This is a genomic window from Thiomonas islandica, assembly GCF_055383445.1.
In genome coordinates, this window is sequence record NZ_AP042391.1 from 638769 (window position 1) to 660275 (window position 21507).

General features: G+C 66.2%; 25 protein-coding genes and 1 pseudogene. 17 read left to right on the forward strand and 9 right to left on the reverse strand.

Annotated features, from left to right (window positions below; all coding sequences use genetic code 11):
• Nucleotides 1-22 precede the first annotated feature (22 nt).
• The 12 genes from ACZ47F_RS03025 to ACZ47F_RS03080 all read left to right on the forward strand — a co-directional run bounded on the left by ACZ47F_RS03025 (nt 23) and on the right by ACZ47F_RS03080 (nt 9674).
• A complete protein-coding gene (locus ACZ47F_RS03025; protein ID WP_464925829.1) occupies nt 23-934 on the forward strand; it encodes a hypothetical protein in 912 nt (303 codons plus the stop codon).
• A gap of 381 nt (nt 935-1315) precedes the next feature.
• Nucleotides 1316-1738: a TOBE domain-containing protein gene (locus ACZ47F_RS03030; protein WP_464925830.1), complete on the forward strand. Its 423-nt coding sequence runs from the start codon at nt 1316-1318 to the stop codon at nt 1736-1738.
• Between the two features lie 83 nt (nt 1739-1821).
• Entirely contained in the window at nt 1822-2589 is a 768-nt protein-coding gene (gene modA / locus ACZ47F_RS03035; protein ID WP_464925831.1) for a molybdate ABC transporter substrate-binding protein, read from the forward strand.
• A gap of 60 nt (nt 2590-2649) precedes the next feature.
• A complete protein-coding gene (gene modB, locus ACZ47F_RS03040) occupies nt 2650-3345 on the forward strand; it encodes a molybdate ABC transporter permease subunit (protein WP_464925832.1) in 696 nt (231 codons plus the stop codon).
• Nucleotides 3342-4424, forward strand: a complete 1083-nt coding sequence (modC, locus tag ACZ47F_RS03045) for a molybdenum ABC transporter ATP-binding protein (RefSeq protein WP_464925833.1) — start codon at nt 3342-3344, stop codon at nt 4422-4424. Before modB ends, modC begins: the two co-directional genes overlap by 4 nt.
• Before the next feature lies 1 nt (nt 4425).
• Nucleotides 4426-5271 carry a TSUP family transporter gene (locus tag ACZ47F_RS03050; RefSeq protein WP_464925834.1) on the forward strand — a complete coding sequence of 282 codons (846 nt, stop codon included), beginning with the start codon at nt 4426-4428 and terminating at the stop codon, nt 5269-5271.
• 18 nt (nt 5272-5289) lie between these two features.
• The gene (modA, locus tag ACZ47F_RS03055; RefSeq protein WP_464925835.1) at nt 5290-6075 is read left to right on the forward strand and encodes a molybdate ABC transporter substrate-binding protein; all 786 of its coding nucleotides are present in this window, start codon (nt 5290-5292) and stop codon (nt 6073-6075) included.
• A gap of 7 nt (nt 6076-6082) precedes the next feature.
• Entirely contained in the window at nt 6083-6778 is a 696-nt protein-coding gene (locus tag ACZ47F_RS03060) for a molybdate ABC transporter permease subunit (protein WP_464925836.1), read from the forward strand.
• Nucleotides 6756-7598 carry a ModD protein gene (gene modD, locus ACZ47F_RS03065; RefSeq protein ID WP_464925837.1) on the forward strand — a complete coding sequence of 281 codons (843 nt, stop codon included), beginning with the start codon at nt 6756-6758 and terminating at the stop codon, nt 7596-7598. Before ACZ47F_RS03060 ends, modD begins: the two co-directional genes overlap by 23 nt.
• An 89-nt stretch (nt 7599-7687) precedes the next feature.
• Nucleotides 7688-8686 (forward strand): sulfurtransferase, encoded by a 999-nt coding sequence (locus ACZ47F_RS03070; RefSeq protein WP_464925838.1) that lies wholly within the window; start codon nt 7688-7690, stop codon nt 8684-8686.
• A gap of 104 nt (nt 8687-8790) precedes the next feature.
• A complete protein-coding gene (locus tag ACZ47F_RS03075) occupies nt 8791-9309 on the forward strand; it encodes a c-type cytochrome (RefSeq protein ID WP_464925839.1) in 519 nt (172 codons plus the stop codon).
• Nucleotides 9306-9674: a c-type cytochrome gene (locus ACZ47F_RS03080; RefSeq protein WP_464925840.1), complete on the forward strand. Its 369-nt coding sequence runs from the start codon at nt 9306-9308 to the stop codon at nt 9672-9674. Before ACZ47F_RS03075 ends, ACZ47F_RS03080 begins: the two co-directional genes overlap by 4 nt.
• A gap of 290 nt (nt 9675-9964) precedes the next feature.
• Here the strand turns inward: ACZ47F_RS03080 and ACZ47F_RS03085 are convergent.
• From ACZ47F_RS03085 to ACZ47F_RS03095, 3 genes and pseudogenes are all read right to left on the reverse strand, one after another.
• Nucleotides 9965-10045 (reverse strand): annotated as a pseudogene (locus tag ACZ47F_RS03085) (group II intron maturase-specific domain-containing protein); the annotation flags it as partial.
• A gap of 154 nt (nt 10046-10199) precedes the next feature.
• The gene (locus ACZ47F_RS03090) at nt 10200-11312 is read right to left on the reverse strand and encodes a porin (RefSeq protein ID WP_464925841.1); all 1113 of its coding nucleotides are present in this window, start codon (nt 11310-11312) and stop codon (nt 10200-10202) included.
• Between the two features lie 236 nt (nt 11313-11548).
• Complete coding sequence (locus ACZ47F_RS03095; RefSeq protein ID WP_464925842.1) at nt 11549-12019, reverse strand: OsmC family protein; 471 nt, start codon at nt 12017-12019, stop codon at nt 11549-11551.
• Between the two features lie 73 nt (nt 12020-12092).
• On the opposite strand from ACZ47F_RS03095, the gene ACZ47F_RS03100 reads away from it, so the two are divergent.
• Entirely contained in the window at nt 12093-12254 is a 162-nt protein-coding gene (locus ACZ47F_RS03100) for a hypothetical protein (protein WP_464925843.1), read from the forward strand.
• Between the two features lie 373 nt (nt 12255-12627).
• Here ACZ47F_RS03100 and ACZ47F_RS03105 read toward each other — a convergent pair whose 3' ends face one another.
• On the reverse strand, nt 12628-13107 hold the full coding sequence (locus ACZ47F_RS03105; protein ID WP_464925844.1) for a YqaA family protein: 480 nt from the start codon (nt 13105-13107) through the stop codon (nt 12628-12630).
• 61 nt (nt 13108-13168) lie between these two features.
• On the opposite strand from ACZ47F_RS03105, the gene ilvA reads away from it, so the two are divergent.
• Nucleotides 13169-14719 carry a threonine ammonia-lyase, biosynthetic gene (gene ilvA / locus ACZ47F_RS03110; RefSeq protein WP_464925845.1) on the forward strand — a complete coding sequence of 517 codons (1551 nt, stop codon included), beginning with the start codon at nt 13169-13171 and terminating at the stop codon, nt 14717-14719.
• A gap of 118 nt (nt 14720-14837) precedes the next feature.
• Here the strand turns inward: ilvA and ACZ47F_RS03115 are convergent, their stop codons facing one another.
• The 4 genes from ACZ47F_RS03115 to ACZ47F_RS03130 are packed head-to-tail and all read right to left on the reverse strand — an operon-like array spanning nt 14838 to nt 17611.
• The gene (locus ACZ47F_RS03115; RefSeq protein WP_464925846.1) at nt 14838-15464 is read right to left on the reverse strand and encodes a DUF4136 domain-containing protein; all 627 of its coding nucleotides are present in this window, start codon (nt 15462-15464) and stop codon (nt 14838-14840) included.
• Nucleotides 15465-15478: 14 nt separating this feature from the next.
• Nucleotides 15479-16393: a tRNA 2-thiocytidine(32) synthetase TtcA gene (gene ttcA, locus ACZ47F_RS03120; RefSeq protein WP_464925847.1), complete on the reverse strand. Its 915-nt coding sequence runs from the start codon at nt 16391-16393 to the stop codon at nt 15479-15481.
• Complete coding sequence (locus tag ACZ47F_RS03125; protein WP_464925848.1) at nt 16390-16791, reverse strand: dihydroneopterin aldolase; 402 nt, start codon at nt 16789-16791, stop codon at nt 16390-16392. Before ACZ47F_RS03125 ends, ttcA begins: the two co-directional genes overlap by 4 nt.
• A 10-nt stretch (nt 16792-16801) precedes the next feature.
• Complete coding sequence (locus tag ACZ47F_RS03130) at nt 16802-17611, reverse strand: SDR family oxidoreductase (protein ID WP_464925849.1); 810 nt, start codon at nt 17609-17611, stop codon at nt 16802-16804.
• Nucleotides 17612-17629: 18 nt separating this feature from the next.
• On the opposite strand from ACZ47F_RS03130, the gene ACZ47F_RS03135 reads away from it, so the two are divergent.
• Both ACZ47F_RS03135 and ACZ47F_RS03140 read left to right on the forward strand, forming a co-directional pair.
• Nucleotides 17630-18862 (forward strand): class I SAM-dependent methyltransferase, encoded by a 1233-nt coding sequence (locus ACZ47F_RS03135; protein WP_464925850.1) that lies wholly within the window; start codon nt 17630-17632, stop codon nt 18860-18862.
• Nucleotides 18863-18874: 12 nt separating this feature from the next.
• Nucleotides 18875-19066: a DUF2905 domain-containing protein gene (locus ACZ47F_RS03140; protein ID WP_464925851.1), complete on the forward strand. Its 192-nt coding sequence runs from the start codon at nt 18875-18877 to the stop codon at nt 19064-19066.
• Nucleotides 19067-19190: 124 nt separating this feature from the next.
• On the opposite strand, the gene ACZ47F_RS03145 is transcribed toward ACZ47F_RS03140, so the two are convergent.
• Nucleotides 19191-20414: an MFS transporter gene (locus ACZ47F_RS03145; RefSeq protein WP_464925852.1), complete on the reverse strand. Its 1224-nt coding sequence runs from the start codon at nt 20412-20414 to the stop codon at nt 19191-19193.
• A gap of 116 nt (nt 20415-20530) precedes the next feature.
• Between ACZ47F_RS03145 and ACZ47F_RS03150 the strand changes: the two genes are divergently transcribed.
• Nucleotides 20531-21463, forward strand: coding sequence for a LysR substrate-binding domain-containing protein (locus ACZ47F_RS03150; RefSeq protein ID WP_464925853.1), 933 nt, complete (start codon nt 20531-20533; stop codon nt 21461-21463).
• The last annotated feature ends 44 nt before the right edge of the window (nt 21464-21507 follow it).

The window sequence follows — 21507 nt, forward strand, 5'->3', positions numbered from 1 at the left end:
TTATTCGACTCTTCATGCCGCGATGACTGTACCGGATTTGCCCACCGTCAAAGCCCCTATCCCGTGGCGGGCCTCGCCGCCGCACCTGGTCGCCGTGCTCGGCACGGGTGACGTGGGCTCCGCGGTCGCGCATACGTTGTTTTCTGCAGGATATGGCGTATTGCTCTTCGAGGACGAACAGCCGACGGCGCCGCGCCGGGGTATGTGCTGGGTCGATGCAGTGTTTGACGGCAAAGCTACGCTCGCAGGGCTGACCGCTGTGCGCGTGTTCCAGCCGGATGAGGCAGCGCAGGCGGCAGCGCAACGCAACTGGCTGCCACTGGCGGTCGGCGCCGATCTACCGCGCTGGCTCGAGGCGCTCGGCGCCGACCTGCTCGTCGATGCCCGGTTACGCAAGCACGCCACCGCGCAGCCGGATTTGCGCGCGTTCGGTCCGGCCTCGATCGGCATCGGGCCGGGCTACAGCGCAGGCGAGCAGGCCGATCTGGTCGTCGAATCGGCCTGGGGCGAGGATCTCGGCCGTGTGATCGAGCACGGCGCGACGCGCGCCCTCGCCGGCGAGCCCCGGCCCATCCTCGGCGTTGGCCGCGAGCGCCTGATTTACGCGCCAGCAGCCGGCGTGTTCGCTTCCGGGCTGCGCATCGGCGATGCGGTTCGCGTCGGCGACCAGGTCGGGCAGCTGCACGGCGCGCACGGGCAAACCATCGCCCTGTATGCGCCACTGCCTGGTGTGCTGCGCGGCCTGACCCGGCCGGGCGTGACCGTGCAGCGCGGCACCAAGCTGGTCGAGATCGATCCGCGCGGCGATCCGGCGCTGTGCTTCGGCCTCGGCGAGCGCCCTGCCCGCATTGCGCGCGGCGTGCGACAGGCGGCCGACAGGCTGCGGCACACCGCCCTGCAGCGAAAACAAGCCCGCCAGGCGCGTGCGGCATGAGCGCGCCCACCTGCCGCCCATCCCCGCAACGCACGCGCGCCGAATATCGACCGCCGGCGCAGGCCGCAGTCAGCCGCCGGTTGCGCGTGCGCACAGCCCGCGGCAAGCCGCATCACCGCGCGCCGCTTTCCGCCCGAAAGCACTGTCAGGCGATTTTTGTGTTGACACGCACCCCGCTCGATCTCTATATTTATAGAAACACATCGGTGAGACGGTGCGTAAATGGAGACAACCTCCCGCTGCGCCGAAAGATTGATGCAAGATACTCTTTTCCCAGTTGGTTTTTGTAAGACGGCGGCTGCGCGCAGTTTTTTGCGTGCATTCTGAAATGTCTGACCCAACACATCGCAACCCATCTTCACACCATCTGGAGAATTCGCCATGCAAACCAGCGCCCGCAACCATCTCAAAGGCCGCGTCCATGCCGTGCATGACGGCGCGGTCAACTCCGAAGTCGTGCTCGACCTGGGCGATGGCCAGCATCTGGTGGCCATCATCAGCAAAGACAGCGCGCACCGCCTAGGGCTGGCCGAGGGAAAGACCGCCTGGGCGCTGATCAAGGCGTCCTGGCCCATCCTGGTCAAAGGTGCGGCGCCTGCGACCTCGGCACGCAACACCCTGTGCGGTACGGTGAAATCCATCACCACCGGCGCTGTGAACACCGAAGTGGTGCTCAGCCTCAAGGGCGGCACCGAGCTGGTGGTGATGATCACCACCGGCAGCGAAAAGACGCTCGGCCTGAACGTCGGCGACACCGCCTGTGCGCTCATCAAGGCCACCCACGTCATCCTCGGGGTGGACTAAACGTCCCATCTCGCTTGCCGGCTCCGGGCGCACCCCGGAGCCGCTTTTTTGCCGCGTTGTGACAAAACCTGACGGAGTATGAGATGACACGATTGACCCAGATCCTGCGCCGCGCTGCGCTGTTGCTGACCCTGCCGCTGGCCTTGGCCGTGCAGGCGCGTGCCGAGACCATCACCGTGGCGGTTGCCGCCAACTTCAAAAAGCCTGCCGAAGAGATCGGCGCGCTGTTCAAGGCCCAGACCGGCAACGAGGTGAAGTACGCCTTCGGTGCCACCGGCCAGTTCGCCGCGCAGATTCGCAACGGCGCGCCCTTCGACATCCTGCTGGCGGCCGACGACACCACCGCTCCGGCGCTGGCGAAAGACGGCTTTGCCGTGGCGTCGAGCAACTTCGTTTATGCGCGGGGCACACTCATCCTCTACAGCACCACCCTGCCGGTGAAGGAGCAAGGCGAGCAGATCCTGCGCAAGGGCGATTTCGCCCACATATCCATCGCCAACCCCAAGACTGCGCCGTACGGTGCAGCGGCCATCGAGGCGATGCAGAAAATGGGCGTTTACGACGCGATCAAACCCAAGATCGTCGAAGGGTCGAACATCGGCCAGACCTTCGATTTCGTCGCCACCGGCAATGCGCAGCTCGGCTTCGTCGCGCTGTCACAAGGCATCGGCGCGGGCAAAGGGCAATGGTGGGTCGTGCCGCAGGCGGACTACACCCCGATCGACCAGAGTGGTATCTTGCTCAAGCCCGGCGCCGACAAGCCCGCGGCCAAGGCCTACCTCGAGTTCCTGCGCACCAGCCCCGAGGTCCGCGCGGTGATCACGAAGTATGGCTACTCGATCCCGAAATAACCGGCTTCTGCCAGCGCACCAAGCCAGGCTTGTGATCCATCGCCGTCGTCGCCTCGATCGATGACCCTCTTCGGCCAGCCGCTCGACCTCGGCCCACTGTGGCTCACACTGCAGGTGGCGGGCATTTCCACCGCCATCCTGTTGATCCCCGGCATGGCGCTGGCGTGGTGGCTGGCGCACTGGCGCTCGCCGCTGCGCGCCGTAGTCGAGGCGGTGGTCGCGCTGCCGCTGGTGCTACCGCCGGTGGTGCTGGGCTTTTATCTGCTGGTCTTCCTCAACCCGCAGGGCTGGCTGACGCAGACGCTGCATAGCCTGGGCTATGAGGGGCAGCTCACTTTCAACAAGATCGGCCTGATCATCGGCTCGGTGGTGTATTCGCTGCCATTCATGGTGCAGCCGCTCTTGCGCGCGTTCGAGGCGCTGCCGCAAAACCTGCTCGATGCCGCCGCCACGCTGCGCGCCCGTTGGTGGGACCGGTTTTTCAACGTGGTGCTGCCGCTGTCGCGCGGCGGGCTGATCGTCGCGCTCACCCTCACGTTTGCGCACACCGTAGGCGAATTCGGCGTGGTGCTGATGCTCGGCGGCAACATTCCGGGCAAGACCCGGGTGGTATCGATCGACATCTACAACCATGTCGAGGCGATGGAATATGTGCAAGCGCACATCCTCTCCGGCTTGATGCTGGTGTTCGCGGTCATCGTGCTCACCATTGTCTACGGCCTCTACCGGCAGGGCAACCGGGAGCACGCAGGATGACGCAGACATCGAGCGATGCCGCAGTGCGCGGCGAGCTTGCCGTGCGGCTCGGTGCGTTCACGCTGAACACCGGCGCGTTTTCCTGGCCGCTCGACGGCATCACCGCGATCTTCGGCCGCTCTGGCTGCGGAAAGAGCACGCTGCTGCGCGCCTTCGCCGGGCTGATTCCGCGGGTGCGCGGGCGGCTGCAGGTCGGCGGCGCGGTCTGGCTCGACGGCACGCGACAGACGCCGCCGATGGCGCGCGACGTCGGCTATGTGTTCCAGGATGCGGCGCTGTTTCCGCACCTGAGCGTGCGCGGCAATCTGGAGTTTGCCGCGCGCCGCGCCCCCGGCGGCTTCGACGCGGCGGCGGTGCAGGTGCAGGCCGAGGCAGTCGGCATTGCGCATCTGCTGGAGCGGCGTATCGGTGCGCTGTCCGGCGGCGAAAAGCAGCGTGTGGCCATCGCGCGCGCGCTGCTGTCGCGGCCGCGGCTGCTGCTGCTCGATGAGCCGCTGGCCGCGCTCGACTGGCGTGCCAAGGACGAGCTGCTCGATCTCATCGCCGAGCTTGCGCAAAGCCGCGGCCTGCCGATGCTGCTAGTCAGTCATGCGCCGGAGGAGATCGAACGGCTGGCGCAGCGCGTGGTGTTCATGGACGCCGGGCGCATCCTGTGCGTGGAACCTCTGGCCCAGGCGCTGATGCGCGCCGACTCGCCGCTGTTCGACCGTCTCGGGCCGGTGGCGATCATCGAGGGACAGGCGCGTCGGCGCGCACCAGGTTTGGCCGAGCTCCAGATCGACGGCAGCTCACTCACCTTCCCCAGCGAGCCGCGCGCCGAACGGATGCGGCTGCGCATCTACGCACGCGACGTGGCGCTGGCGCGCCGCGTGCCGCCAGACATCAGCATGCTCAATCATTTTCCCGCGCGCATCTGCAGTTTCGCCCCCAGCCGCGCAGGGCATCTGCTGGTGCGGCTGTGCCTAGCCGATGGCCAAGGGCTATGGAGCGAGATCACCGAAACCGCCCGCGCGGCGCTGCAGCTCAGAGAAGGCGAGGCCGTGATCGCGCTGATCAAGGCCGCGTCAGTGGAGCGCTGACATGTCTCCCACAGCAACATCATCGTCCATCACGAATTGCCCCGCTGCGTGCGCCGCCAAGAGGTTTGCGTCGGCGCTGGCCATCGGCCTGCTCGGCGGCCTGGTCGGCTTGGGCGGTGCTGAATTCCGCCTGCCGGTTCTCGTCGGGCTGTTCAAACTGGATGCGCTGCAAGCGGTAATTGCCAACAAGGCGCTGTCTCTTCTGGTGGTGGGTATTGCCATCGTCGCGCGGATGCATGCCATACCGCTAGAGGCGCTGCTGCCGCACTCGATGGTCGTTGCCAATCTGCTTGCCGGCAGCCTGCTCGGTGCCTGGTGGGCAGCGGGCTGGGCCATGCGCCTGCCGCGCAAAACCCTCGATACCGTGCTGCTGGTGTTGTTGATCTTGCTGGCCGGCACGATGGCGGCAGAAAAGGTGTTCGGACTGCAGGCGCTTCCCGACCTGCAGCTGGCGATTCCCGCCTGGGCGCATGCGCTGCTGGGCATCGCCGCGGGGCTGCTGATCGGCATGTTTGCCGCGGTGATGGGTGTGGCCGGCGGTGAACTGCTGATCCCGGCCATCGTGCTGCTGTGGGGGCTGGACCTCAAGCTTGCCGGCAGCCTGTCGCTGCTGGTCTCGCTGCCGACCATGATCATTGGCTTTGTCCGCTACCGCGAGAGCGCGGCGTTTTCGGTGCTGCGCACCCATCGCGCGTTGCTGCAGAGCATGGCATCGGGCTCATTGCTTGGTGCGCTGCTCGGCGGATTGTTGCTCGGCGTGGTGCCGACAAGCGGCCTTGGCCTGATCCTTGCGCTGATTCTGGCGATCTCGGCCTGGAAGGCGTTCCGTCATCGTCGCTCCGATTGATCAAGACGAAAGTTGGTCATGCATTCGATATCTCTGTCTCGACGTCACCTTGTTCTGGCGGTACTGGCCGTCGTCCTGCCTGCGGCGCGCGCCGTTGCCCAAGGCCCAGCGGGCCTGCTCATCATGGCCGGCGCCGGCTACAAGCGCCCGGTCGAGGCTCTGTGTGCGGAGTTCACGCAGCAGACCGGGATTGCCGTGGAGCGCAGCTATGGCAATCTGCAGCAGATCTTTGCGCAGGCGCGCGCCAGCGGGCGGGTGGATGTGATCATCGGCGATGTCGATTTCATCGACCAGGCGCGGGACCTCGACCTGCCGCAACGCATTCCGCTCGGCCAGGGCAAGCTGGTTCTCGCCTGGCGTCGCAAGCTGCTCGGGCGCTACAGCCCCGCGCCGATCACCGATCCGGTGCGCGATCTGCCGCAGATGCAGTCGATCGCCCTGCCCAATCCGCAGCAGGCGATCTACGGTCGGGCTGCGTCGCAGTGGCTCAAGGCCAAGGGCCTGTGGGAGCCGCTGCAGGACAAGCTCAAGATCGTGCAGACCGTGCCGCAGGTCAGCGCGTATCTGACCTCGGGCCAGATCGACGCTGGGTTCATGAATCTCACCGAGGCGCTGGCGGTCAAGGGGCAGCTCGGCGGCTTTCTCGTGCTACCGGCCGGGGCGGGCAGTTACACGCCGATCGACATCGTCGCCGCGTTCGCGCCGGAGTCCGCTCACCCGGCCAGCGCCGCGGCGCGCGCGGGGTTTGCCAGGTTCCTGCGCTCGCCACAGGCGCTGGCGGTACTTTCCCGCGCCGGGCTGTGACGCGGCCATGCCGCCGTGGAACGGGCAGGACTGGGCTGCGCTGTGGCTGAGCCTGAAAATCGCCGCGCTGGTCGTGCCGGCGTATGCGCTGGCGGCCATCGTGCTGTGCTATGCGCTGCAGTTTGGGCTCAGGCGACCGGGCTGGCTCGATGCCCTGGTGACTCTGCCGCTGATGTTTCCGCCGGTCGTCATCGGTTTTGTGCTGCTGTGGCTGCTCGGCAGGCAAAGCCCACTCGGGCAGGCGCTGGGCGTGATTGGCATCGAAGTGGTGTTCAGTTTCTGGGGCTTGTGGCTGGCGGCGTTCATCGCCGGGCTGCCGCTGGCGGTCAAGACCCTGCAGACCGCGCTGCAGACCCATCCGCGCGACTGGCACGAGGTGGCGATCACCCTCGGCCGCAGTCCGCGCAACGTCTACCTGACGCTGCACCTGCACGCCGCCGCGCCGGCGCTGCTCGGCGGGCTGATGCTGGCACTGGCGCGCGGCATGGGCGAGGTCGGCATTTCACTGATGCTCGGCGGCAACATCATCGGCCGCACCGAAACCCTGTCGCTGGCCATCTTCAATACCGTGACCACCGGCGACTACGCGCAGGCGGCGTGGCTGTCTGCGCTGCTGGGCGGGTTCAGCCTGCTGTTGTTTGTCGCCGTGCGCTGGTTGCAATCGAAAGAGCTTGCCAAACATGATGTACTTCACCCAGTCTGAGATCGACCAACTCATCACCGAAGACCTGCCGCTGCACGACGAAACCACTCGCGCGCTCGGTCTGCCCGATGTGGCGGGCAGCCTCACCTACACCACGCGGCAGCACGGCGTGCTTGCTGGGGTGGTGCCGCTCGTCCGGCTTGCTGCGGCGCTCGGGCTGCGGGCCGAGCCGCTCGCCGCGGACGGCGAGACGATCGCGCCGGGGCAGGAGGTGCTGCGGCTGTATGGCACGGCGCACGCCCTACACGTCGCCTGGCGACAGGGAATGAATCTGCTCGAATACCTCGGCGGCATCGCCAGCGCCACCAGGCGGATGGTCGAGGCGGCGCGCGCCGGCAATCCGAAGGTGCAAATCGCCGGCACGCGCAAAGCGCACCCAGGCGCGCGCAAGCTGCAGCATTACGCTGTGCTGTGCGGCGGCGGCATCATTCACCGCGCCGGGCTGTCGGAGACCATCCTCGTGTTCGCGCAGCACCGCGCCTTCCTTCCCGGGCTGGATGCCGCGCAACTGGTCGCGCGGGCCAAGGCACACAGCTCGGAAAAATTCGTCCTGATCGAGGCCGAAAGCGAGGATGACGCGCTTGCCGCCGCCCGCGCCGGGGCCGATGGCGTGCAGCTCGACAAAATGACGCCCCCGCAGCTCGGCGCACTGGTGCCCAAGCTGCGCACAGTCGCGCCGCAGCTCGCCATCAACGCCGCAGGCGGCATCCGCGAGGACAACGCCGCGCAATACGCGGCCAGCGGCGTCGACATCCTAGTCACGTCCAGCCTCTACAACGCCAAAGCGGCGGATTTCGGTGCGGTGATGCAGCGCATTTGATCCGGCGCAAACCGGATGTCGATTGCCACACTCTGCTCGATACGTCGCGCAGAATACAACGCAATGATCGCCTGCAAAAGGAGATGACGATGCAATCGACGTTGTTGCGACATGCGGTTTGCCGGGTGCTCTTCGGCGCGCTGCTTGCTTGGTGGATGCTGGCCGCAGCGGCGGCAGCGGTGCTGCCGGGGCCGGTGGTCAGCGCGCAATGGCTCAAGGAGCACATGCGCGAGGTGCAGGTGGTCGATGTGCGCGAGGACCTCAACACCCTGACCGACGATCCGAAATACCGCACCGAAGGCGGCAAGAAGGTGCTGGTGCGCGTCGGCGGGCACATTCCGGAGGCGCTGTCGGTCAATTTCTGGGGCCTGCGTGAGAAACGCGACGTGCAGGGCAAGACCATCGACTTCCTGCTACCGAGCGCCGAGAGCTTCCAGCAACGGATGCAGGGCGTGCAGTTGCAGCCCGGCAAGCCGATCGTCATCGCAGCCACCGGTGACGATGCAAGCTCAATGCAGGAGGCTGCGCTCTTTGCCTGGGAGCTGCAGGTGTTTGGCGTTCCGGCCGATCAGATCGCGATCCTCGACGGCGGCACGCATGCCTGGATCGCTGCTGGCTATCCCATCGACACCGACGCGATCGCGCCGATGACGCCGAGCCAATGGAGCGCCAAACAACCCGACGCCAGGCTGCTGGCCAGCACCGCGCAGGTGCAGGCGGCGATCCGCGCGCGACAGCCGCTGCTCGACGCCCGGCCGCTGGCGCAATTCGCCGGGCTCGAGACCTCGCCTGTCGCGCCGCACCCGGGGCGGCTGCCCGGCAGCGTACCGGTCGCCAGCGAAATCCAGTTGCGCGAGGCCGATGATGGTTCGTGGCGCTTCCTCGACGCGCGCGACTACCGCGCCATCCTTACCGCCGCGCGCTGGACGCCGCCCAGACACGCCTCAATCATCTATTGCAACACCGGGCAGTATGCGGCAGCGGCCTGGTTCATCCTCGATCGCATCATGGGCCTGCGCGGGCTCAAGGTCTACCAGGGCAGCATGAACGAATGGCAGGCGCTCGGCCTGCCGGTGATCTGGCCCTGAACCGGCGAATTTACTCGCAACTCGTCACATCTGCTCACCGCACACCACCCTGCCCCGCCGCACAATCGGTCGGGTTGTGGGTCTGACCTCCAAGGAGACGAGCGATGCGAACCGAGCATTTGATTTCACGCGTGTCACGGCTGACCAGTGCCGTCGCGCTGGCAGCGATTGCATGCGGCGCCTCGGGCACAGCCTGGGCGGCGACGGCTCCGCCGGGCAAATTCACTGCCACGGCCAAGGTGTCGTCGGTCGACGAAGCCGCGGCGCAGGGCGCGCAGATTTTCGCCAACGACACCTTCGGCACCAAGCAGACCTGGGTGCCTCCCAATGCGTTCAACAGCCACCTGATGACCTGCGCCGCATGCCACACCGACGGCGGCAAAACCGAAGGCACCACGCCAGCGGGCGCGCACCTGCCCAGCCTGATCGGCGCGGCAGCCAAGTACCCCAAGTACAAGGCCAAGAAGCACGCGGTCTACACCCTGGAGCGGCAGATCGTCCACTGCGTGCGCGCCGGCATCATGGGCAAGCCACCGGCCTACGACAGCCCGGAAATGGTCGATCTGGTGGCCTATCTGACCCTGCTCTCCAAGGGTGCAACCATGGGCCAGCAGTTCAAATGAACAGATGGCACGGGCGGCTCGCCGCGCTGCTGCTGTGTGCCGCGCTGCCCGCAGCAGCCCAGGCCGCAGACGACCGCGCCGCAGACATGGTGCGACTGGCGCGCAGTGAAGGGTGTTTTTCCTGCCATGCGATCGACCGCCGCAAGGTCGGCCCGGCATACACGGCGATTGCGCAGCGCTACGCGCACGACCCCGATGCGGCGCGCATTTTGCAAGACGCCATTCTCAATGGCCATCAAGGCAGCTGGGGTGTGATTCCGATGCCGGCGTATGCACCCGACGGCGATTTGAACGCCCGGCAGGCGCACGACCTCGCCCATTGGATCCTCGGTCTGAAACCGCCGGTTGGCGGCAGGGGGAAATAAATCGGGATAGGGGGCGACCAGACCATCCTAGTCGATCCCCTCCCACACCACCCGGCATGCGGGTCCGCACCGGGCGGTTCGAGTCGTTGAGGTGATGACAGGCGTGGCACGCCGAGCCGCTCGAAGGATGCGTTGTTCAGCACACGATGTATTTCCGACCGGCTGGCACGCCACCAGTGCCGGCCGTGGCCGGCGATTTTCGCAGCCAGATCCTTGCTTGCACCGAGAGCGCGCAACTCACGGAACAGGGTGGTGCCACGCCGCCACTGTTTCAATTGCAGCGCGCGCAACCTTCGTCGCAGCCATTCGTCCAGAGAGCGAAACACCTTCGGTGTCTGCGCCAGCTGGAAATATGCCTTCCAACTCCCCACGGTCGGTCACCCTTGCGCAGTTGCGCTTGGCTTCGCTCGCTGTGGTCAGCTCGCGGAGGGACTTGCACCCTCAAGAGGGCGCCCATGCTGGGGGCACAAGAAAAAAGCCGCCCGAAGGCGGCTTTCAAAGCAGGTGCTAAGCAGCTTGCGCCGATTAGAACTGGTGACGGATGCCCAGGGCGAAGCCGCTGGAGCTCATGCCAAGGCCGCCAGCCGGCGCGCTGTTGTTGCCAGTCGCGTCTCCAACCGCCCTAAACACGCCGGCATCGTTGGAGATATGCGCGTACGAGGTGTACAGGTTCGTCCGCTTGGACAGGGCGTAAGTGTAGCCAATGGCGTACTGCTTGCTCGTCGTTGCGCTCACATCCTTGTTCTTCGCTTGCGTGTAAGACAGCAGGACAGCGCCCGGGCCAACCGGAACGGTGCCGCCCAGCATCCAGGCCTGGTAGTTTCCGCCACCAAAGGCGGCGTCTGGCTTGTTCTGGGCGTACATGGCGGCCAGCTTGGCCACGCCCAGGTCATAGGTGCCGACCAGCATGGTGTGCTTGATCGATGCGTCGCCGGCAGTGTTGCCGTTGGCACGCAGGTAGTCCAGGCCGACCATCAGCGGGCCATTGTTGTAGCCGGCATGCAGGTTGTATGCACCAGTCGTTTTGGTTGTTGTCGGGGTAGTCAGACCAAGACCGTCACCGAATACATACCCGCCCCCAAAATTAAAACCCATGAAATTCGGGGACACGTAGGCGACCATTTGGCTGGCGCGAGCCGGAGCACCGAGCGTGCCGATGTTGCTGATGGTGCCCGTCAGGCCATAGCCGAAGGGATCGACCGCGACTTGATCATTAAAGGTGAAGGTGTACATGCGACCTGCGGCCACGGTACCAAAGTCGCCTTTCAGGCCGACCATGGCGGTGCGACCAAAGAGGCCACCACCCGTGCAGGTGCTGGACCCGGGAGTTGCTCCGCTAGCATTTGCTCCACCGGAGCCGTTGGCGCAGAAGCCGGTTTCCGCCTGGAACAGCGCGGACAGGCCGCCACCCAGGTCTTCAGTCCCCTTCAGGCCGATGCGCGAGCCAGACTGGATGCCGGTACCGAGCTTGGTGACACTGCCGTTGCCATTGCTGTAGTGGGCCACGCCCAGGTCGATGATGCCGTACAGCTGCACGCTGTCAGCGGCTTGGGCTGCGCCCATGCCGAGTGCGCCGATGACGGCGAGGGCGAGTAGTGATTTTTTCATTTGGTGCATCTCCAGAAGATTGTTGGACAAAGGGGGTAGCCGTTTGGAACCGCTACTTGGCAGGATGACCAGGCTGTTTGCCTGACACCATAACCGCCAACTCCGGGATGGGAGTTGCGATCATTTCAGCATCGCCAGCCCGGGCATGCAAGGTTTACCCCAATACGCCCTGCGATTTCCCGGGTTTGAGTTGCAAGGGCGCAACAGACCCAAGGCTGGGGCGGCTCCCTGCCGCTGGCGCAGGCAACCGCCCGGCAGACCTGTGGTCATCCTGCCTGTCCGGGCGCGCTTGTGAGGATCTCGACGCCGAAGGTGATCTCTGCGGTCTTGCCCAGCATGGCACTGGCGGAGCAATACTTGGTATGCGAGAGTTCGACCGCGCGGTGCACCATGTCGGGACGCAGGTCCTTGCCGCTGACGATGAAGTGCATGTGGATGCGGGTGAACACCTTGGGATCTGTGCTGGCGCGCTCGGCATCGAGCCGCACGGTGCAGCCGCGCACGTCCTGCCGCGCTTTTTTGAGGATGTAGACCACATCGTAGGCGGTGCAGCCTCCAGTGCCGGCCAGCACCAGTTCCATGGGCCGCGGCGCGCGGTTGTGGCCACCCGGTTCGCCCGGGCTGCTGGCCGGTGCGCCGTCCATGCGCACGGTGTGGCCGGATTCGGTCTGCGCGGTGAAGGCCATGCCGTCGTTGCCTTCCCCGTCTTTTCCTTCCCATGTCACGGTGCATTGCATCGCTGCCTCTCTGTTTGCTGTTGATGGAGTCGCGATTGTCGGGGGTTCTGTAGGCGCCTACAACGATCTGGGTATGACGACTGTGATCTTCGATCCGCACAAATTCATTCGCAAACTGCGCGAATCGGGCATGCCCGGCGCACGGGCCGAAGCGGGGGCTGATGCTTTTCGCGAAGCGCAAGGGGAGGCGGATCTGGCCACCAAGCGGATTGACGCGAGCTCGAACTGCGGCTGACGATCAAAATTGGCGGCATGCTTGTGATCGCAGTCGGTGTGCTGGCGGCTGTGCTGAGATTGCAGTGAGGCAAGCCGCGTCATTTTGTTGATCTAGGTCAATTTCAAGTCGATCAACATCGTCTCCGCCATGCCGAAGAACGACCCAGCCCTGGAACAATTGAATGGATTTTCAATGACTTGGGCGCTCCATCAGCACATGCTTATTGAGCAATGCCATGCTATGCGGATGGGTTATGCAAAGTCTATAAGCATGCTCTAATATTGCTTCATGCGTTGGGAGTAACGCACCGCTTGTCTCCTCCACCTCCTCCTTTGGTGGATTCTTACCCGGGCCGATGCCGTCATCCGCCCGGGTATTTTTTTGCCCGGTGTCAGATCGCCAGCGCTAGGCCGGCGACTGCGAGGTAGCGCAGGCTGCGGCCGAGCAGCATCCAGAATGCGCAGGCCCAGGCGTTGATGCGCAGCCAGCCGGATGTCACGACCAGCGCATCGCCAATGCCCGGCACCCAGGCCAGCACGGTGATGGGCGCACCCCAGCGCTGCACCTGCGGTGCCCAGCGCCAGGCGTCGGGCGTCTGCCAGCGTCGGGCCCAGCGCCCGAGGGCATAGGTGGTCATGCCGCCCAGGGTGTTGGCGGCGGCAGCGACCAGCACCGCAAGCAGGGTGTGCTGCGGTTGCGCGGCGATCACCACCAGCAGCACGGCTTCGGAGCTGAACGGAATCAGCGTTGCGGCGGCGAAGCTCAGTGCGGCCAGCACGTACAGGCCGCCCGGCCCGCAGGCCGATTGCAGGAGGGCTTGCCACAGGCCCAGGGCGCCGCCGATCCAGTCTGCGAGCCATGGCGGGGTCACGAGTGCGGGCCCGCGGTGGGGCGGTTCATAGAATCGGTTCTTTCGACGGAGAGTTTGCCAAATGGCCGCAAAGCATACCGACTATCTGCAACGCATCCTGAACGCCCGGGTGTATGACGTGGCCATCGAATCAGCACTCGAGCCGGCGCGCAATCTGTCGCGTCGACTGCACAACAAGGTGCTGCTCAAGCGCGAGGACACGCAGCCGGTGTTCAGCTTCAAGCTGCGTGGGGCGTACAACAAGATGTCGCGACTGAGCACCGCCGAGCGTGAACGCGGGGTGATCTGCGCGTCTGCCGGCAACCATGCGCAGGGCGTGGCGCTCGCCGCGCACCGGCTGGGCTGCAAGGCGGTGATCGTCATGCCGGCGACGACGCCGAAGGTGAAGATCGATGCGGTGCGGGCTTTTGGCGCTGGTGCGGTCGAGATCGTCCTGCACGGCGACAGCTACAGCGACGCCTACGCGCGCGCGCTCACCTTGCAGGAGCAGCAGGGTCTGACCTTCGTCCATCCGTTCGACGATCCGGATGTGATCGCCGGTCAAGGCACCATCGGCATGGAAATCCTGCGCCAACATCAGGCGCCGATCCACGCGGTGTTCTGCGCCATCGGCGGCGGCGGGCTGATCTCGGGTGTCGCGGCGTACATCAAGGCGGTGCGGCCCGAGATCAAGGTCATCGGGGTGCAGACAGTCGATTCCGACGCCATGCTGCGCAGTGTGCAGGCCGGCCGGCGGGTGACGCTGGCGGAGGTCGGGCTGTTCTGCGACGGCACCGCGGTCAAGCAAGTGGGCCGCGAAACCCTGCGTCTGGTGCGCGAACTGGTGGACGATTTCGTCGTGGTCGATACCGACGCGGTCAGCGCCGCGATCAAGGACGTGTTCGAGGACACGCGCAGCGTGCTCGAGCCTTCCGGGGCGATGTCGGTCGCGGCGGTCAAGGCGTACTGCGCGCAGCACAAACTCAAGGGTGAGACGCTGATCGCCGTGACCTGCGGCGCGAACATGAACTTCGACCGCCTGCGCTTCGTCGCCGAGCGCGCCGAGGTCGGCGAGGCACGCGAGGCGCTGTTTGCCGTGACCATTCCCGAAAAGCCGGGCAGCTTCCGCCGCCTGTGCGGGCTGGTGGGGGCGCGCAACGTGACCGAATTTACCTACCGTATCAAGAGCCTGGATGCGGCGCACGTGTTCGTCGGTCTGACGATCAACGGCCGCGAGGATGCGCAGAAAATGGCACAGACTTTCGAGCGCGCAGGCTACGAGGTGCTCGACCTCACCGACAACGAACTGGCCAAGGTGCATGTGCGCCACCTGGTCGGCGGCCCAGCACCGCGCGATGCGCACGGACAGAGTCTGGCGATCAACGAACGGCTGCTGCGGTTTGACTTTCCCGAACGTCCCGGCGCGTTGCTGCGCTTTCTCGACAGCCTGAATCCGACCTGGAACATCAGCCTGTTCCACTACCGCAACCAGGGCGGCGACAGCGGCCATGTGCTGGTCGGTATCCAGGTACCGCCTGCGGACAAGAAGGCGTTCAGCCAGTTCCTGCAGCAGCTGGGCTACCAGCACACCGAGGAAACCGACAACCCGGTGACGCGGTTGTTCCTCAACTGATTTTGCCCCTCCCAGCCTCCCCCACCCGTGAGGGAGAGGGGCAAGCGCGTCGCCCACTTGCCCCCGCCCCGCAGGCGTGGAGGGCTGGGGAGAGGCTGGGATGGGAAGCGGTGAGCGCTCAGCGCGGAAACAGCACCTTGTGCTCGCCGTATTCAGACGGAAAACCGCGCAGCGCCGCCTGCGCCAGCGGCACGGCGACAGACGCTAGATCGCGCTGGTAACCGCCGGTTTGCGCGTGCGACTGCCAGATCAGTGCGCCCGTGGCGGTGTCGCGGATTTCGATGTTGAGGCTGCGCTCGTAGTAGTTAGGCGGAGGCATCCAACCGAACAGGCCGCCGCCCCAGCCCCAATAGCCGCCAGGAAAGTAGACCGCGCCGTTGGGCAGCAACACCGGGGGCGGCCACACCGACGGGCCGTAGGTGGCTTCGAGATCGATGCGCACGGTGTAGGCGTAGCGCGCGGTGTACGGCGCAGGCTGGCCGAGCACGGGCACCATGCCGGCCTGCGCCATGGCGTCGACCACGGCGGACTGCAAGGTGTAGGCGTCGGCGCTGTCGGCATTGCCGGGGGCGGCCTGCACCTGCACCTTGGCACCCACGAGGGCCTGCGGCGCGGGGTGCGGCGTGACCACGGTAGTGCGCAGATCGGTCAGGGCGGCGCAGCCGCCAAGCAGCAGCGCGGGAACCAACAGCAGGCCGATACACGCGACATCCCACAGGCGGGGCAGACGATGGGGTGTGCGCATGGCAGTGCCTCCAATCAAAACCATTGGACAGATTGTGCGCGCGAGAGTTCGCCCGTGCTGCCGCAGGGTTCGGGGTCGAACGCAATGTCGCCTTGCGGGTCTGGCCGGCCGGTGGCGCGCAAGCTGGCGAAGTCGAACAGCGTACGGTCTGCCAGGTGCGACGGCACCACCTGCGACAGGGCGCTGAACATGTTCTGCGTCCGGCCTGGGTGTTCGCGCTCCCACTGCCGCAGCAGGGCCTTGACCTGCTTGCGCTGCGCGTTGTCTTGGCTGCCGCACAGGGTGCAGGGGATCAGTGGAAATTCGCGCACCTGCGCCCAGCGCTGCAGATCGGCCTCGTTCACATAGGCCAGCGGGCGGATGACGACATGCTTTCCGTCGTCGCTGACCAGCTTGGGCGGCATGGCCTTGAGCTTGCCGGCGAAGAACAGGTTGAGGAAAAAGGTTTCGAGTATGTCGTCGCGGTGATGGCCGAGCGCGATCTTGGTCGCGCCCAACTCGCCCGCCACGCGGTAGAGAATGCCGCGCCGCAGTCGCGAGCACAGGCCGCAGGTGGTCTTTCCCGGCTCGACCACGCGCTTGACGATGGAATAGGTGTCCTGCTCCTCGATGTGAAACGGCACGCCGCGACTCTTGAGATAGTCAGGCAGCACCTCTTGCGGAAAGCCAGGCTGCTTTTGGTCGAGGTTGACCGCCACCAGGTCGAAGTCGATCGGCGCGCGTTCGCGCAGATTCAGCAGGATGTCGAGCAAGGCGTAGCTGTCCTTGCCGCCGGACATGCAGACCATGACTCGGTCGCCGGGCTCGATCATGTTGAAGTCGACGATGGCCTGCCCGACCAGACGGTGCAGGCGCTTGGCCAGTTTGTTGTCCTCGAACGCGGCTTTCTGCGCCGCACGGCGAATCGCAGCGGCCTGGGGATCGCTCACGGCTGCATGTCCTTCACATGAAACACTTCCACGCCGACGCTCTGGCAGTCGGGGTAGACATCGGGCTTTTCGGTGGAGACGCGCACCGCCTTGACCCGCGGGTGTTCAAGCATGATGCGCGCCACATCGTCGCACAGGGTTTCCTGTAGGTGGATGTGACCACGGGCGATGCGCGCGGCGATGACACTGCGCATGAAGTCGTAATCGACCACCTCGTCGAGCTTGTCCTGCAGCGGAGTGGACAGGGCCAGCGGTACGAACAGATCGACATTGATGAGCACGCGCTGCTCGCCGCGCTTCTCGAACTCGTGCACACCGATATTGATGTTGACCTCGTAGTTCTGCAGAAACAGGCGGCGACAGCCGCGCAGTGCGGGGTGCGACAGGGCACTGAACATGGTGGAATTCCTAGTTTGAAAAGAGGGACTGCTCGCGCACCGCAAACAGCACGTCGCGCCCGGTGCCCGCAAGATGCTGGCCGCCGTCGACCAGCAGGGTGGTGCCGGTCATCGCACGCGCCTGCAGCGCGAAATACACCGCCTGCGCCACGTCCTGCGGGGTGCTGCCGCGCTGCAGCGGGGTGCGGCTGTGCACGCGGGTGAATTCGTCCTCAGTCATCGGGCCGGAGGGCAGCATCAGCCCGGGGGCCACGCCGATGACGCGCAGCACAGGGGCAAGCGCCTGCGCCAGCGCCACGGTGGCCGCTTGCAGCGCGGCCTTGGACAGGGTGTACGACAGGTAATCGGGGTCGGGATTGCTCAACTTCTGGTCGAGCAAATTGACCACGCAGCCCTGCGCGCCGCGCGCGCTGAGGTGCGCATGCAGCGCCTGCGCCAGCAGCACCGGCGCAATGGTGTTGACCTGGTAATGCTGCCGCGCCGCGTCCACGCTGAAATGCCGTGCGTCGTCGAACTCGAACAGCGCGGCGTTGTTCACCAATGCATCCACCTGGCCCAGCGCGTGCGCCGCCTGCGGCAGCAGCGCCTGCACGGCGGCGGCGTCGGCCAGATCGGCGCACACCGCAGCAGCCCGCGCACCCGCAGCTTGCGCCGCGCTGCACACTTCGGCCGCGGCCTGCGCCGAGCGGTGGTAGTGCACCGCAACATCCCAACCGTGCGCAGCCAGATGCAGCACGATCTCGCGCCCGAGCCGGTGCGCGCCGCCAGTGACCAGCGCGACGGGTCGGGAACCGGGGGCAGCGGGGGTTGTGGGCTGCATGCTTTTTAGAATGCACTGATGAACGAACAGCGTCCAAGTCTACCGGCCCCAGCCCCGATGGCGCTGGAGCGCAGCGCGCAACTCCTTGCGCAACTGCGGGCTGCCCTGCATGCCGGTGGCGGCTGGCTGCCGTTCGACGCCTACATGCAGCTGGCGCTGTACACCCCGGGGCTGGGTTACTACACCGGGCAGGCCGGGCAGTTTGGCGACTTCGGCAGCGACAGCGACTTTGTTACCGCGCCCGAACTCTCGCCGCTGTTTGGCCGCACCCTTGCGGCGCAAGTGGCGCAGGTGCTGCAGCACACCGGACTGCAGACGGTGGTGGAATTTGGCGCGGGGTCGGGCAAGTTGGCGGCGCAGGTGCTCGCCGAACTCGATCGCCTGGGCTGCGCACCGCGGCAGTACGCGATCGTCGAGGTGTCGGGCGCGCTCAAGCATCGGCAGATGGACACGCTGCAGCGCTGCGCGGCGCACCTGGCCGACCGAGTGCAATGGTGGCACCACCTGCCGGACGCATTCGAGGCCGTGGTCATCGGCAATGAAGTGCTCGACGCCATGCCGGTGAAGCTGCTCGCGCGGCATGACACCGGCTGGATGGAGCGCGGCGTGGCGCAGGAGGGTGACGATCTGGTGTTTGCCGACCGTCCGACCCTGCTGCGGCCGCCCCACCCCGAGGAGCAGGCGCTGCCAGTGGGCAGCGTCACCGAAATTCACCCGCAAGCGCTGGGCTTCGTGCGCACCCTGGCCGAGCGGCTGGCGCGCGGCGTGGCGCTGTTCATCGACTACGGCTTTCCGCAGCACGAGTACTATCACCCGCAGCGCCACATGGGTACGCTGCGCGCGCATTACCGTCACCGCGCACTCGACGACGTGCTGCTCTGGCCGGGGCTGGCCGACATGACCGCGCACATCGACTTCACCGCAGTGGCGCTGGCCGCGCAGGACGCCGGAATGGACGTGCTGGGCTACACCAGCCAGGCGAACTTTTTGCTCAACTGCGGTTTGCTCGACCTGGTTGCCGAGGAATTTGCCGCCGGACCGCCGCCGGTCGCGCCCAGCAGCGCCGCCGCACTCTGCGCCGCCACCGCCGCGCCGGGTGGATCGCACTATCTGCGCCAGACCGCCGCAGTCAACAAGCTGCTGGGCGAGAGCGAGATGGGCGAGCTGTTCAAGGTCATCGCGCTGGGCCGCGGGGTGAACGATCTGCCGCTGCGCGGCTTTGTCCGCGGCGACCGCACCCACACCTTGTGAGACGATTCGGCGATGCGCTGGCTGATCGTGTTCATCCTGGCGTCGATCGTGTTCTCGGCGCTGCTGCCGCACCTGCGGCGCTTGGGCATCGGCCGCATGCCGCTGGATTTCACCATCCGGCTGTTCGGCCGCGAGTGGATTTTTCCGTTTGGATCGAGCCTGCTGCTGTCGTTTCTGGCCTACATCATCGCGCGGCTGGTGTAGGGCAACACTGAACAAGTCCCATGCGCGCCGCGCATCCGGCCTGCGGGCGGTCTGCGGCGCAGCCCTCGCTCGCCATAGCGACGGCTATTGTCTGGGTGTGCGCCTTGCATCCCATCCCGCAGCATCACACAGACTCATTCAGTGTTGCCGCAGGCACGTCCCAGATGCGCCACGCCGCTGCGCCGATAGCCAGCTGCACAAGCAGCACCAGCGTCACGCACCCGGCCCAGCCGGCGTGCGTCCATATCCAGGCCGGGCCGAAGGCGCCGACGCTGCCGCCAATGTAATAGCACAGCACATAGAGCCCGACCGCCGAGGACCGCGCCTGCCCGGCGAGCGCGGGCACTTGTGCGGTGGCCATCGACTGCGCGATGAACACCCCGCCCGAACTCAGCGTGAGTCCTGCCACGATGGCCCACACCGGGCCGAGCAACGTCAGCAGCATGCCGCATGCGCCCAGCCCTACCGCAGTGACGAAAACCCGGCGCTTGCCGAAGGTCCACGCCAGCTTGCCCGCCAGCGGTGTGGCGACCATGCCCACTAGATAGACCGTGAACAGCAGGCTCAGATCCTTCAGGTCGAAGTGGTACGGCGCGCCGGCCAAGTGAAAGCTGACATAGGTGAAGGTGCAGACCTGCGAGAACAGAATGCCAAAGCCGATGGCGTAGGTGCCCAGCAGCCGCGGGTTGCGCAGGTGCGGCGCAAAGCCCGCAAGCGCCGCGCGCAGCCCGCCCGAGGCGGCCTGGAACCGACGCGATGCCGGCAGGCCGCGGGCGATCAGCAGCAGGAACAAAAAATTGACTCCGCCCAGCACCACGAACGCTGCCTGCCAGTCGGCATGCGCGGTGACCATGCCGGCGATGAAACGCCCGAGAAATCCCCCGGCGACCGAACCGGAGATGTAGAGCGCGGTCACCGCAGGCACATCGGACGCCGCCCATTCCTCGCTGATGTACGCCACGGTCGCGGTGAACACCCCGGGGATGCATAGCCCCTCGATCGCGCGCCAGACCAGCAGACCGTGCAGGCTATGGGCCGTGGCCGCCAGCAGGGTGGACAGCGCCAGCCCGGCGAGCGAGGCCAGCAGCACCCGCTTGCGACCGAAGCGGTCTGCCGCAATGCCGGAAAACGGCGCCGCCATCGCCACCGCCAAGGTGGTGACCGTGATGGTCAGGCTGAGCTCGGCCACGCTGGCATGAAACACCGCCTGCAGACTGGGCAGCAGGCCCTGCGTGACATACATGGTGAAAAACGCGCACATTCCGGCAGCGCTGACCGCGGCGCGGCGCAGCCACTCGGGCGGGCGTTCGGACGCGGGCATGGTCACGGGCAGGAGGGTGGCGGACATGGGAATCAGGACATGGTCGGGCCGCCAGGCGCGGGCGCGGCGACACTTTCTTGAGCGTAGATGCGGCTATTCGATATGTGAAATATCATTTTCTAAACGTTTGAGATGTTTTCGATATGGATCTGCGTCATCTGCGCTATTTCGTGGCCGTGGCCGAGGAACGCCATTTTTCCCGCGCGGCACAGCGGCTGCATGTGTCGCAGCCGCCATTGAGCCAGCAGATCCGCGCACTCGAAGCCGAGCTCGGCGTGCCGCTGTTCACCCGCGGTCGCGGCGGCGTGCAGCGCACCGTCGCGGGAGACGCCCTGCTGCCGCTGGCCCGCGGCATTCTCGACGCGGTCGAGCATGCGATCACCCAGACCCGGCAGGCGGGACGCGGCGAGGCCGGGCGGCTGCGCATCGGCTTTGCCGGGTCGATGCCCTTCACCGACGTGATGCCGCGGCTGCTGCGCGACTTTCGCGCCGCCTGGCCGCAGGTGACGCTCGATCTGCGCGAGCAGCCCTCGCAGGCGCAGATCGACGATCTGCTGGCGGACCGGCTCGACCTGGGTTTTTTGCGCTACACCGCGTCGGTCGACGATGCGCGGCTTTCCACTCTGGTGGTGCAGCGCGAGCCGCTGCTCGTAGCGATCCACGCCGACCATCCGCTGGCGGCGCAGTCCGCGGTGCAACTGGCCGAACTGCGCGAGCAGCCCTTCGTGCTCTACAGCGCCAGCCTGGGATCGGGCCTGCGCGCGCAGGCCCTGGCGCTGTGCGCGCAGGCCGGGTTTACCCCGCGCATCGCGCAGGAGGTGCACGAAATGCCCACGCTGATCGGGCTGATTTCCGCTGGACTGGGTGTGGGTATCGTCGCCGCGTCGATGCAGCGTGCGCAGCTGCCCTTCGTCGCCTACCGTCCGCTGCGCGGCGTGCAGGCCAGCACCGAAGTGTTGCTGGCGTGGCGACAGGGCGATGCGCAGCCGCCGCTGCACAATTTTCTCGCGCTGGCAAGCGCGGTGCCGTCCGAGAATGAACCCGCTCCCGGCCCTCTCCACGAGTGGGGGAAGTGAGAGCAGCGTGGCGCGTCTGCTGCGGATGCCCCTCACAGCCCTCA

Excerpts from the sequence above, each read along its gene's own strand:
- ACZ47F_RS03025 (WP_464925829.1), top strand. The coding sequence starts at position 23 with ATGACTGTACCGGATTTGCCCACCGTCAAAGCCCCTATCCCGTGGCGG.
- ACZ47F_RS03030 (WP_464925830.1), top strand. The coding sequence starts at position 1,316 with ATGCAAACCAGCGCCCGCAACCATCTCAAAGGCCGCGTCCATGCCGTG.
- modA (WP_464925831.1), top strand. The coding sequence starts at position 1,822 with ATGACACGATTGACCCAGATCCTGCGCCGCGCTGCGCTGTTGCTGACC.
- modB (WP_464925832.1), top strand. The coding sequence starts at position 2,650 with ATGACCCTCTTCGGCCAGCCGCTCGACCTCGGCCCACTGTGGCTCACA.
- modC (WP_464925833.1), top strand. The coding sequence starts at position 3,342 with ATGACGCAGACATCGAGCGATGCCGCAGTGCGCGGCGAGCTTGCCGTG.
- ACZ47F_RS03050 (WP_464925834.1), top strand. The coding sequence starts at position 4,426 with ATGTCTCCCACAGCAACATCATCGTCCATCACGAATTGCCCCGCTGCG.
- modA (WP_464925835.1), top strand. The coding sequence starts at position 5,290 with ATGCATTCGATATCTCTGTCTCGACGTCACCTTGTTCTGGCGGTACTG.
- ACZ47F_RS03060 (WP_464925836.1), top strand. The coding sequence starts at position 6,083 with ATGCCGCCGTGGAACGGGCAGGACTGGGCTGCGCTGTGGCTGAGCCTG.
- modD (WP_464925837.1), top strand. The coding sequence starts at position 6,756 with ATGATGTACTTCACCCAGTCTGAGATCGACCAACTCATCACCGAAGAC.
- ACZ47F_RS03070 (WP_464925838.1), top strand. The coding sequence starts at position 7,688 with ATGCAATCGACGTTGTTGCGACATGCGGTTTGCCGGGTGCTCTTCGGC.
- ACZ47F_RS03075 (WP_464925839.1), top strand. The coding sequence starts at position 8,791 with ATGCGAACCGAGCATTTGATTTCACGCGTGTCACGGCTGACCAGTGCC.
- ACZ47F_RS03080 (WP_464925840.1), top strand. The coding sequence starts at position 9,306 with ATGAACAGATGGCACGGGCGGCTCGCCGCGCTGCTGCTGTGTGCCGCG.
- ACZ47F_RS03095 (WP_464925842.1), bottom strand. The coding sequence starts at position 12,019 with ATGCAATGCACCGTGACATGGGAAGGAAAAGACGGGGAAGGCAACGAC.
- ACZ47F_RS03100 (WP_464925843.1), top strand. The coding sequence starts at position 12,093 with ATGACGACTGTGATCTTCGATCCGCACAAATTCATTCGCAAACTGCGC.
- ilvA (WP_464925845.1), top strand. The coding sequence starts at position 13,169 with ATGGCCGCAAAGCATACCGACTATCTGCAACGCATCCTGAACGCCCGG.
- ACZ47F_RS03115 (WP_464925846.1), bottom strand. The coding sequence starts at position 15,464 with ATGCGCACACCCCATCGTCTGCCCCGCCTGTGGGATGTCGCGTGTATC.
- ACZ47F_RS03125 (WP_464925848.1), bottom strand. The coding sequence starts at position 16,791 with ATGTTCAGTGCCCTGTCGCACCCCGCACTGCGCGGCTGTCGCCGCCTG.
- ACZ47F_RS03130 (WP_464925849.1), bottom strand. The coding sequence starts at position 17,611 with ATGCAGCCCACAACCCCCGCTGCCCCCGGTTCCCGACCCGTCGCGCTG.
- ACZ47F_RS03135 (WP_464925850.1), top strand. The coding sequence starts at position 17,630 with ATGAACGAACAGCGTCCAAGTCTACCGGCCCCAGCCCCGATGGCGCTG.
- ACZ47F_RS03140 (WP_464925851.1), top strand. The coding sequence starts at position 18,875 with ATGCGCTGGCTGATCGTGTTCATCCTGGCGTCGATCGTGTTCTCGGCG.
- ACZ47F_RS03145 (WP_464925852.1), bottom strand. The coding sequence starts at position 20,414 with ATGTCCGCCACCCTCCTGCCCGTGACCATGCCCGCGTCCGAACGCCCG.
- ACZ47F_RS03150 (WP_464925853.1), top strand. The coding sequence starts at position 20,531 with ATGGATCTGCGTCATCTGCGCTATTTCGTGGCCGTGGCCGAGGAACGC.